This is a genomic window from Gemmobacter sp. (assembly GCF_046292685.1).
Lineage (GTDB): Bacteria > Pseudomonadota > Alphaproteobacteria > Rhodobacterales > Rhodobacteraceae > Wagnerdoeblera.
The window spans coordinates 49,894-59,673 of sequence record NZ_JBKBQM010000015.1 but is presented as its reverse complement, the minus strand read 5'-3'; the positions used below and the strand labels follow the sequence as shown (position 1 = coordinate 59,673).

Genomic DNA, 9,780 nt, shown 5'->3' with positions numbered 1-9,780 from the left:
GTATAGCTGGACCAGTTCGTCGTGCGGTAGCGGGCGGGTATCGGCTTGCTCATCCGGTCTGTCTAACCGCATGGATTCACGATGTGAATCCCGCACGGTCAGAGTTGTGCAACAACGCCCCTCCGGGGCCCGGTCCCGCACCCGAGGCACCTTCACCGGCACCGCGCCGATCCCGGTCTGAACCTCGCGTTCGGGCAGATGACCGTGACGCACCAGACGCCTGCGGCCCGCAGCATCCGTCTGGTCGGCATGGGCGGTGAGAAACGCATTCAATTCGGCTTCAACCGCCTGCGCGATCAGTTCCCGCGCACCTTGGCGCAGCAAATCCGTCAGCGGGTCGAGTGAAAATCCTTCTGGTGCGCGAAACGCGACAACCGTATCCTTCGTCATGTGGCATATCCTTTTCTCTGCGAGAACTGCGGCGCGTCAACAACGCCTTGATATGCCACCCAATCCCCCCGTCACCAACTTTCAGCTATAGCTCCCCCGGCGCCCGGGGATGGCCCTACCAGGCGTCGGGGCCCTTGTCGGCGTAGTTGCGCACCAGAAAGTCGATGAAGGCGCGCACCTTGGGCTGCGTGAACCGGCCCGGCGGGTAAACCGCATAGATGCCCATCGTTTCCGCCGGCAGGCCCGGGATGGCTTCCTCGACCAGGCCCTGTTTCATGGCATCGGCGTAAAGGAAGCTGGGCAGATAGGCGATTCCAAGGCCCGAGATCGCCGCGTGCAGCAGCGATTGCCCGTCGTTCACCGTCAGCCAGCCGTTCGACCGCACCTGCCGCTTTTCGCCCGATGGCGCGGTGATCTTCCAGACGTTGCCGTTGGCCTGGCTGGAATAGTGCAGCAGCTTGTGGTCGTTCAGATCGTCGATCTTTAGCGGGCGGCCGTATTTCTGGAAATACCCGGGCGCGCCGATCATGCGCTTGGAGGTGTCGCACAGTTTGCGCGCGCGCAGGGTGCTGTCCTCGAGGTCGCCGACCCGGATCGCCATGTCGAAGCCTTCGGAAATGAGTTCGACATAGCGGTTGTTCAGCACCATGTTGACGGTGATGTCGGGGTATTCCTGCAGGAAGTCGCCCAGGATCGGCGACAGGTGATTGACCCCGAAATCGGTCGCCACGCTGATGCGCAACAGGCCCGAAGGCGCCGACTGCATGCTGGTCACCAGCGCATCCGCTTCGCCGGCGTCGTTCAGCACCCGTCGGGCGCGGTCGTAATAGGCAAGGCCGATTTCCGTCGGGCTGACGCGGCGCGTGGTTCGGTTAAGCAGCCGCGCCCCCAGCCGGGCCTCCAGCGCCGAGACGTGCTTGGAAACGGCAGACTTGGAAATCCCCATCTTCTTTGCGGCATCGGTGAATCCGCCCTGATCCACGACGGTGGCAAAGGCTTCCATTTCGGTCAGTCGGTCCATTGTGTTCCCCATGCGGATAGTGCGGGCGATGGTCCGGGTTTGCCTGCCAAATGGGGCCGGATTGCGGAAAGGGTGGGTCAAGTCCGGGGTATTGCGGCGGATCGTTGAAGGCGTGGAAACCGGAGTGACCTCGGTTGCGGCACCTTGTGTTTCGCCGGCGCGGGCCGGATAACGGCGCGGCAGGCCAGGCCGCGAAAGGTGCACGACATGCCGGAGATTTCGGAACTGCTGATCCTTGCCGCGGTGCTGCTGGTATCGGGCGCGGCCACGGGCATTCTGGCCGGGCTGTTCGGCGTGGGGGGCGGCGCGCTGATGGTGCCGGTGCTGTTTGAGACCTTCGGGTTTCTGGGCTATGCCGATACGGTGCGCATGCCGCTGGCGGTCGGCACCTCGCTGGCGATCATCATTCCGACCTCGATCCGCAGTTACCGCGCGCACAAGGCGCGGGGGGCGGTGGACGGCGCCTTGCTGCGGGCCTGGGCGGTGCCGATCGTGGCAGGCGTGCTGGCGGGGGCGGCGATCGCGCGCTTTGCCTCGCCCTTGCTGATGCAGGGCGTATTCGTGGCGGTGGCCGGGGTCAATGCCATCAAGCTTCTGTCGGGGGCGAAATGGCGGGTGGCGCCGGATCTGCCCAAGGGGCCCGTGCTGGCGGGCTTTGGCGGGCTGATCGGCCTGCTGTCGTCGCTGATGGGAATCGGCGGCGGGCAGATCGCCAACATCATCATGACGCTGCACGGCCGGCCCATTCACCAGGCGGTGGCCACATCGGCCGGTATTGGCGTGCTGATCGCGGTGCCGGGCGCGCTGGGGTATATCGGCGCCGGCTGGGGCCGGGCCGACCTGCCGCCCATGACGCTGGGCTTCGTATCGCTGCTGGGGCTGGTCCTGTTTGCGCCGACCACGGTGATGACGGCGGGCCTGGGCGTGCGGCTGGCGCATGGCATGTCCAAGCGGCGGTTGGAAATGGCGTTCGGCGCCTTTCTGGCAGTGGTCTGCCTGCGGTTTGTCTGGGCAATCGTCGCCTGACCCGTTGTGCCGCGCGGCAAGGCGCCTATAGTCCGGCGCGAAAGCCTTGGGGGCCTGCGATGAAACCTGTGGAAATCTACACGACACCCAGCTGCGGCTATTGCCACGCGGCCAAGCGGCTGCTGACGCAAAAGGGCGTGGCCTTTGCCGAAACCGATGTCAGCCGCGATCCGGCCTTGCGCGCCGCGATGGTGCAGCGGGCCGGCGGGCGGCGCACGGTGCCGCAAATCTTCATCGGCGGCGCGCATGTCGGCGGATGCGACGACCTGTATGCCCTGGACAGCGCAGGGCGGCTTGACGCCCTGCTGGCCGACTGATGCGCGCGGGTCTGGTGCAGCTGACGGTCACCGACGACCCGGTGGCCAATCTGGCCGGGACGCTGGCACATGTGCGGGCGGCGGTCGCCGGGGGGGCGGGCTTCGTGCTGACGCCGGAATGCACGAACCTCTTGTCCTCGAACCGGGCGCATCAGCGCGCGGTGATCGTGCCCGAGGATCAGGATGCAACCCTTGCCGCCTTGCGCGACGAGGCGGCGCGTGCCGGCATCTGGCTGCTGGCCGGGTCGCTGGGCGTTGCCACCGGCGATGCGGACGGGCGCTTTGCCAACCGCAGCTTCCTCATCGGCCCCGATGGCGGCATCGCGGCGCGCTACGACAAGATCCACATGTTCGACGTGAACGTGTCGGAAACCGAGGTCTACCGCGAATCCGCGGCCTATCGCCCGGGCAGCCGCGCGGTGCTGGCCGACACGCCCTTCGGCCGCATCGGGATGACGGTGTGCTACGACCTGCGCTTTGCGCACCTGTATCGTCGCCTTGCGCAGGCGGGGGCGCAGATCCTGACGGTGCCGGCCGCCTTCAACCACATCACCGGCGCCGCGCATTGGGAGGTGCTGCTGCGCGCCCGTGCCATCGAATGCGGTGCCTGGGTGCTGGCGCCGGCGCAATGCGGCTTTCATGCCGAAGCGCATGGCAAGGGGCGGCGCACGCACGGGCATTCGCTGGTGGTGGCCCCCTGGGGCGAGGTGGTGTCTGATGCGGGCGACCAGCCGGGCGTCAGCTTTGCCGACATCGACCTGGCGGCCGTGGCCGCCGCGCGCCACCGCGTGCCCGCGCTGGAGCACGACCGCGCCTTCGAGGGGCCCTGATGGCCGAGCGCACCGAAGACCTTGCGGTTGCGCTGTTCGGCGAGCTGTTCATGGCCGACCAGCTGGCGCGGGCGCATCTGTCGCGCGCGCTGCCCAAGGGGATGGAGCTGTCGCATTTCGGGGTGCTGAACCACCTCGCGCGGGCGGGCGACGAACGCACCCCGGCGCAGCTGGCGCGGGCCTTTCACGTCACCCGCGGGGCGATGACCAACACGCTGGCCAAGCTGGAATGGGCCGGCCACATCCACATCCGCCCCGACTGGGACGATGCGCGGCGCAAGTTCGTGGCGATTTCGCCGGCGGGGCGGGCCGCGCGCGATGCAGCACTTCAGGCCATCGTGCCGCTGATCGCCCGGACGGTGACCGACCTGGGCGAAGACCGCGTGCGCGCGGTGCTGCCGGTGTTGCGCGACCTGCGCCTGCGGTTCGAAGACGACACCTAACCCCCCTGCCCTGCCGCCTCGGGGGCCGCGTCCGGCAGGAACGCCCCGTTCAGCGCAACAATCGCCTCGGCCACGCGGCTGGCGGCAGCGGGTGCGGGGGTGGCAGCCGGTATCACCACATACCAGTGCCGCATCACCGGCAGGCCCGGGCCGCGCAAGGCCACCAGCCGCCCGGCCGCCACTTCGTCATGCGCCGCGTGCAACGACAGCATGGCAATGCCCAGGCCGCACAACACCCCTTGCTTGATCGCCTCGTTCGAGTTCAGCTCGATCAGCCGTGGCGACCGCGCTGTTGCCAGCCGGTCGAGAAACCGTTGCAGCAGCATGCGCGAGCCCGACCCCTCCTCGCGCATCAGAAAGGTCTCCTGCACCAGCAGTTCGGGATCGAAGCCTTCGGCCCCCGCCAGCGCGTGCCCGGCCGGCAGCAGGATGCCGTGCGGGTGCGGCCCGACCTGCAAGGCGCGCAGCGGCGGGTCGCGCGGCGGGCGCCCCATGACCGCAAGGTCCATCGTGCCGCGCTCCAGCCCTTCGACGATGGTTTCGCGGTTGCCCACGATCATCGAGACCTCGATTTCAGGGCAGGCCTGCATCAATTGCATCAGCAGGCGCGGGACCGAATATTGCGCCGTGGACACGAAGCCCAACCGCACCTGCCCCACCCGGCCGGCGGCGATGGCCGCAACCTGCCGCCCGGCATGCGACAGGACCGCCTGAATCCGTTCGGCCGCGCGCAACATCTCGTGCCCCGGCAGGGTCAGCTCCATCTTGCCGCCATCGGCGCCGCGCGCCAGCACCGGATGCCCGACCGCGATTTCGAGGTTGCGGATCTGGCTGTGCACCGCCGGTGTGGTCTGGTGCATGGCCGCCGCAGCTGCCGTCAGCGTGCCATGCGCCGCCACCGCCTGCAGGGCGCGCAACTGCTTCAGCGTCACGGCGTCGAGCCTCAGCATTAGATTTTTCCTAATATGTTTTCGCTAACATGATATTTCAATTAATCCCGTTTCGGCGCAAGGTCCGCGCGACTTCTGGCAGACCAAGGAACCATCATGCTGCGAAATCTGGATGCGGTGCCCACCGGCACGGACCCTGCGCTGGCAGACCTGGTCGACCGGATCGCCGGTATCGCCGCCGGGCTGGCGCGCCGCATCGCCCGAGGCGGGCTGGACGAGGATCTGGCCGGCGCCTGCGGCACCAACACCGACGGCGACACCCAGAAGGCGTTGGACGTGATCGCCGACGAGGCGTTCATCGCCGCGCTGCGCGGTGCCGGGGTGCGCTGGTATGCCTCGGAAGAACAGGACAGCGTGATGCCGCTGGATGCCGCCGGGCCCTTCGGCGTGGCCATCGACCCGCTGGACGGGTCGTCGAACATCGACACCAACGTGTCGATCGGCACCATATTCGGCATTCACCCTGCGCGGGACGATGCCGATGCCACCTTCCTGCGCCCGGGGCGCGATCTGCGGGCGGCGGGCTATGCGATCTATGGGCCGCAGTGCTGCCTGATGGTGACCTTCGGGACCGGGGTGCAGAAATACGTGCTGGACCCCGACAGCGGCCGGTTCCACCTGATCGGCACCCTGGCAAGCGTGCCGGCGGATTCCACCGAATACGCCATCAATGCCTCGAACTACCGGCACTGGCCGGCGCCGGTGCGCACCTATGTGGACGACCGGGTTGCCGGCGCCGACGGGCCCGAGGGGCGCAACTTCAACATGCGCTGGATTGCCAGCCTGGTGGCCGAAACGCACCGCATACTCACGCGCGGGGGCATCTTCCTGTATCCGGGCGATGCCCGCAAAGGTTACGAGAACGGCCGCCTGCGGCTGGTCTACGAATGCGCCCCCATCGCGATGCTGATCGAACAGGCCGGCGGGCGGGCGACCGATGGCACCGAGCCGGTCCTGGGCCTGGTGCCGGGGCGGTTGCACGCGCGCACCCCCTTCGTGTTCGGCAGCGCGCACAAGGTGGCGCGGCTGGCCAGCTATTTTGACCCCGAAACCCGGGGCACCGGGACACGGAAGCAAGACCACGGGCTGTTCCAGCCCTGAGACCGACCGGAAAGACCGACCGCCAGAACCGGGCGGGACCGCGCGCGACTTGCGCGCGGTCCACGCCCCCCATTGATCCGAGGACAGGACCATGACCGTCAGGGTAGGCATCAACGGCTTCGGCCGAATCGGGCGCAACGTGCTGCGCGCCATCGTGGAATCCGGGCGCACCGACATCGAGGTCGTGGCGGTGAACGACCTCGGCCCGGTGGAAACCAACGCGCATCTGCTGCGCTTCGACAGCGTGCATGGCCGTTTCCCCGGCACCGTCGCCACCGGCGACGACTGGATCGACGCCGGCCGCGGCAAGATCCGTGTCACGGCCCTGCGCATGCCCGAAGATCTGCCCTGGGCCGATGTCGATGTGGCGCTGGAATGCACCGGCATCTTCAACACCCGCGAAAAGGCCGCGCTGCACCTGAAGAACGGCGCGAAACGCGTGCTGATCTCGGCTCCCGGCGAAGCTGCGGACAAGACCATCGTCTTTGGCGTCAACCACCAGACGCTGACCGCCGCCGATATCGTCGTGTCGAACGCCAGTTGCACCACCAACTGCCTGGCACCCGTGGCGATGGTGCTGGATCAGGCCATCGGCATCGAAAAGGGCATGATGACCACGATCCACAGCTATACCGGCGACCAGCCGACGCTGGACACCTTGCACAAGGATCTTTACCGCGCCCGCGCCGCAGCACTGAGCATGATCCCGACCTCGACGGGCGCGGCCAAGGCGGTGGGGCTGGTGTTGCCGGCGCTGAAGGGGCGGCTCGACGGGTTTGCCATCCGCGTGCCCACGCCCAACGTGTCGGTGGTGGACCTGAAGTTCATCGCCCGCCGCACCACCACCGCCGATGAGATCAACGCCGCCATCCGCGCCGCCGCCGAGGGGCCACTGAAGGGCATCCTCGGCTATACCCTCTGGAAGAACGTGTCGATGGACTTCAACCATGACCCGCATTCCTCGGTCTTTCACATGGACCAGACCCGGGTGATGGATGGCACGCTTTGCTCGGTTCTGGCGTGGTATGACAATGAATGGGGCTTTTCGAACCGCATGGCCGATACGGCCGTGGCGATGGGCCGGTTGATCTGAGCGGCCTGTTGGCGCTCACAGCGTTGCAAGCCGGGGGTTTGGCGGTGTATCCGGGCTGGCGACGCGCCTGCGCCCCCGCCGCCCCGATTTCCGACAGAAGGTATCCCCGATGGCACTCATCACGCTCCGCCAGTTGCTCGACCATGCCGCCGAACACGATTACGGCGTGCCCGCGTTCAACATCAACAACATGGAACAGGGCCTTGCGATCATGGAGGCCGCCAAGGCCTGCGACGCCCCTGTCATCATCCAGGCCAGCCGCGGCGCGCGCAACTATGCCAACGACATCATGCTGGCCAAGATGATCGAGGCGCTGGCGATGATCTACCCGGAAATCCCGATCTGCATGCATCAGGACCACGGCAACAACGAGGCGACCTGCCTGTCGGCCATCAAGCACGGCTTCACCAGCGTGATGATGGACGGCAGCCTGGAGGCCGATGCGAAAACGCCGGCCAGCTATGACTACAACGTCGCCATCACGGCGCGGGTCGCGGAAATGGCCCACTGGGTCGGGGCCAGCGTCGAGGGCGAGCTGGGCGTTCTGGGCAGCCTGGAAACCGGGCAAGGCGAGGCCGAGGACGGCCACGGCGCCGAAGGCACGCTCGATCACAGCCAGCTGCTGACCGACCCCGATCAGGCGGTGGATTTCGTGCAGCGCACCAGGGTCGATGCGCTGGCCATCGCCTGCGGCACAAGCCACGGGGCTTACAAGTTCACCCGCCGCCCCACCGGCGACATCCTGGCGATGGGCGTGATCGAGGAAATCCACCGCCGCCTGCCGAACACGCACCTCGTAATGCACGGGTCGTCGTCGGTGCCGCAGGATCTGCAGGACATCATCAACGAATACGGCGGCGAAATGCCCCAGACCTTCGGCGTGCCGGTCGAGGAAATCGTGCGCGGCATCCGGCATGGTGTGCGCAAGGTGAACATCGACACCGATTGCCGCATGGCGATGACCGGCCAGATCCGCCGCGTGCTGACCACGAACAAGGGCGAATTCGACCCGCGGAAATACCTGAAACCTGCGATGGAAGCCATGCGCGAGGTCTGCAAGCAGCGGCTGGAGGCCTTCGGCACCGCCGGCTGGGCCGGCAAGATCAAGGTCATCGCGATGGACGACATGGCCAAGCGCTACAAGGCAGGTGTGCTGTGAAGCGGAAGTTCGCCGCCGGCAACTGGAAGATGCACGGCACCGGCGCCGATCTGGGCGTCGTGTCGGCCATAGCCCAGGCGGCCGCAGGCCGACGGGTCAACTGCCTGCTGTGCCTGCCCGCCACCCTGATCGCCCGTGCGGCGGGGCTCGGGCTGGCGATCGGCGGGCAGGATTGCCACGCCGAACCGAAAGGCGCCTTCACCGGCGATGTCTCGGCCGCCATGCTGGCCGATGCCGGGGCGCGCTTCGTCATCGTCGGGCATTCCGAACGGCGGCAGTATCACGGGGAAACCGATGCACAGGTCGCCGCCAAGGCGCGTGCCGCCTGGGCCGCAGGGCTGACCGCCATTGTCTGCATCGGCGAAACCGAGGCACAGTATCGCGCGGGCGCAACGCTGGAGGTGCTGGGCGCGCAAATCGCCGGTTCGCTGCCGGCCGGGGCGTCGGCGGGGAACACCATCGTGGCCTACGAACCCGTCTGGGCCATCGGCACCGGCCTGACCCCCGGCACCGACGAAATTGCGGCGACCCACGCATTCCTGCGCGCCCGCCTGCCCGATGCCGGGATCAGCCTGCTTTACGGCGGCTCGGTCTCGCCCGCCAATGCCGCAGCAATCTTCGCGCTGCCCGAGGTCGATGGCGGGCTGGTCGGAGGCGCCTCGCTGCGAGCCGAAACCTTTGTTCCCATTCTCGACGCGCTGGAGGCCACCGCATGACGTTCGACCGATCCATCAAGATCGCGCCTTCGATCCTGTCGGCCGATTTCGCCGACTTCGGGCGCGAAATCCAGGCGGTCGAGGCGCAAGGCGCCGACTGGGTGCATGTGGACGTGATGGACGGGCATTTCGTGCCCAACATCACCTTCGGCCCACCGGCCGTGGCCGCGTTCCGCAAGCATGTGAAGACGGTGATGGACGTGCATGTCATGATCGCGCCGGTCGACCCGTTCATCGACGCCTTTGCCAAGGCGGGGGCCGATATCCTGACCGCGCATGTCGAGGCCGGGCCGCATATCCACCGCACGTTGCAGGCGATCCGCGGTGCCGGGATGAAGGCCGGGGTGGCGCTGAACCCGGGCACCCCGGCCGAGGCGGTGGCCCATGTGCTGGACTCGTGCGATCTGGTCTGCGTGATGACCGTCAATCCCGGTTTCGGCGGGCAGAAGTTCATCGACATGACCGCCAAGGTGCGCCGCCTGCGCGCGCTGATCGGCGACCGCCCGGTGCACGTGGAAATCGATGGCGGGGTGGACCCGACCACCGCGCCGCTGGTGGCCGCTGCGGGGGCGGATGTGCTGGTGGCCGGTTCGGCGGTGTTCCGCGGCGGGTCGGTTGCCGACCCTGCCCCCTATGGCGCCAATATCCGCGCCATCCGGGCGGCCGCCGAAGCGGCGCTGCGCTGATCGTTCGGCCCGCGCTGCCCCTGCCCGTCGCCCGCCAAGGAACCTGCG

The 9,780-nt window shown here is 67.6% G+C and carries 12 protein-coding genes; 9 read left to right on the top strand and 3 right to left on the bottom strand.

The features are described from left to right. Together ACK4S2_RS06385 and ACK4S2_RS06380 are read right to left on the bottom strand one after the other, a co-directional pair. On the bottom strand, positions 1-390 hold a 390-nt coding region (locus tag ACK4S2_RS06385), incomplete at its 3' end, for a transposase (protein WP_409621726.1). Positions 391-505: 115 nt separating this feature from the next. Next, positions 506-1,411, bottom strand: coding sequence for a LysR family transcriptional regulator (locus ACK4S2_RS06380; RefSeq protein WP_409621723.1), 906 nt, complete (start codon positions 1,409-1,411; stop codon positions 506-508). Between the two features lie 207 nt (positions 1,412-1,618). On the opposite strand from ACK4S2_RS06380, the gene ACK4S2_RS06375 reads away from it, so the two are divergent. From ACK4S2_RS06375 to ACK4S2_RS06360, 4 genes are read left to right on the top strand one after another with little or no spacing between them, the layout of a single operon-like run. After that, positions 1,619-2,437, top strand: coding sequence for a sulfite exporter TauE/SafE family protein (locus ACK4S2_RS06375; RefSeq protein WP_409621720.1), 819 nt, complete (start codon positions 1,619-1,621; stop codon positions 2,435-2,437). A 59-nt stretch (positions 2,438-2,496) separates the two neighbouring features. After that, complete coding sequence (gene grxC / locus ACK4S2_RS06370; RefSeq protein WP_409621717.1) at positions 2,497-2,754, top strand: glutaredoxin 3; 258 nt, start codon at positions 2,497-2,499, stop codon at positions 2,752-2,754. After that, positions 2,754-3,584, top strand: coding sequence for a carbon-nitrogen hydrolase family protein (locus tag ACK4S2_RS06365; protein WP_409621714.1), 831 nt, complete (start codon positions 2,754-2,756; stop codon positions 3,582-3,584). Before grxC ends, ACK4S2_RS06365 begins: the two co-directional genes overlap by 1 nt. Then, on the top strand, positions 3,584-4,027 hold the full coding sequence (locus tag ACK4S2_RS06360; RefSeq protein WP_409621711.1) for a MarR family winged helix-turn-helix transcriptional regulator: 444 nt from the start codon (positions 3,584-3,586) through the stop codon (positions 4,025-4,027). Before ACK4S2_RS06365 ends, ACK4S2_RS06360 begins: the two co-directional genes overlap by 1 nt. Here ACK4S2_RS06360 and ACK4S2_RS06355 read toward each other — a convergent pair. Further along, positions 4,024-4,977: a LysR substrate-binding domain-containing protein gene (locus ACK4S2_RS06355; RefSeq protein WP_409621708.1), complete on the bottom strand. Its 954-nt coding sequence runs from the start codon at positions 4,975-4,977 to the stop codon at positions 4,024-4,026. The genes ACK4S2_RS06360 and ACK4S2_RS06355 overlap by 4 nt on opposite strands. A gap of 96 nt (positions 4,978-5,073) precedes the next feature. Here ACK4S2_RS06355 and ACK4S2_RS06350 point away from each other — a divergent pair, with 96 nt between their 5' ends. The 5 genes from ACK4S2_RS06350 to rpe all read left to right on the top strand — a co-directional run bounded on the left by ACK4S2_RS06350 (position 5,074) and on the right by rpe (position 9,732). Further along, positions 5,074-6,078, top strand: a complete 1,005-nt coding sequence (locus tag ACK4S2_RS06350) for a class 1 fructose-bisphosphatase (RefSeq protein WP_409621705.1) — start codon at positions 5,074-5,076, stop codon at positions 6,076-6,078. Between the two features lie 91 nt (positions 6,079-6,169). Beyond that, entirely contained in the window at positions 6,170-7,171 is a 1,002-nt protein-coding gene (gap, locus tag ACK4S2_RS06345; protein ID WP_409621702.1) for a type I glyceraldehyde-3-phosphate dehydrogenase, read from the top strand. Positions 7,172-7,280: 109 nt separating this feature from the next. Then, positions 7,281-8,330 carry a class II fructose-bisphosphate aldolase gene (gene fba / locus ACK4S2_RS06340; protein ID WP_409621699.1) on the top strand — a complete coding sequence of 350 codons (1,050 nt, stop codon included), beginning with the start codon at positions 7,281-7,283 and terminating at the stop codon, positions 8,328-8,330. A 29-nt stretch (positions 8,331-8,359) separates the two neighbouring features. After that, positions 8,360-9,046 carry a triose-phosphate isomerase gene (tpiA, locus tag ACK4S2_RS06335; RefSeq protein WP_409621735.1) on the top strand — a complete coding sequence of 229 codons (687 nt, stop codon included), beginning with the start codon at positions 8,360-8,362 and terminating at the stop codon, positions 9,044-9,046. Further along, positions 9,043-9,732, top strand: a complete 690-nt coding sequence (gene rpe, locus ACK4S2_RS06330) for a ribulose-phosphate 3-epimerase (protein WP_409621696.1) — start codon at positions 9,043-9,045, stop codon at positions 9,730-9,732. Before tpiA ends, rpe begins: the two co-directional genes overlap by 4 nt. The last annotated feature ends 48 nt before the right edge of the window (positions 9,733-9,780 follow it).

Coding starts and splice junctions, on each gene's coding strand:
- ACK4S2_RS06380 (WP_409621723.1), bottom strand. CDS start 1,411: ATGGACCGACTGACCGAAATGGAAGCCTTTGCCACCGTCGTGGATCAG.
- ACK4S2_RS06375 (WP_409621720.1), top strand. CDS start 1,619: ATGCCGGAGATTTCGGAACTGCTGATCCTTGCCGCGGTGCTGCTGGTA.
- grxC (WP_409621717.1), top strand. CDS start 2,497: ATGAAACCTGTGGAAATCTACACGACACCCAGCTGCGGCTATTGCCAC.
- ACK4S2_RS06365 (WP_409621714.1), top strand. CDS start 2,754: ATGCGCGCGGGTCTGGTGCAGCTGACGGTCACCGACGACCCGGTGGCC.
- ACK4S2_RS06360 (WP_409621711.1), top strand. CDS start 3,584: ATGGCCGAGCGCACCGAAGACCTTGCGGTTGCGCTGTTCGGCGAGCTG.
- ACK4S2_RS06355 (WP_409621708.1), bottom strand. CDS start 4,977: ATGCTGAGGCTCGACGCCGTGACGCTGAAGCAGTTGCGCGCCCTGCAG.
- ACK4S2_RS06350 (WP_409621705.1), top strand. CDS start 5,074: ATGCTGCGAAATCTGGATGCGGTGCCCACCGGCACGGACCCTGCGCTG.
- gap (WP_409621702.1), top strand. CDS start 6,170: ATGACCGTCAGGGTAGGCATCAACGGCTTCGGCCGAATCGGGCGCAAC.
- fba (WP_409621699.1), top strand. CDS start 7,281: ATGGCACTCATCACGCTCCGCCAGTTGCTCGACCATGCCGCCGAACAC.
- tpiA (WP_409621735.1), top strand. CDS start 8,360: ATGCACGGCACCGGCGCCGATCTGGGCGTCGTGTCGGCCATAGCCCAG.
- rpe (WP_409621696.1), top strand. CDS start 9,043: ATGACGTTCGACCGATCCATCAAGATCGCGCCTTCGATCCTGTCGGCC.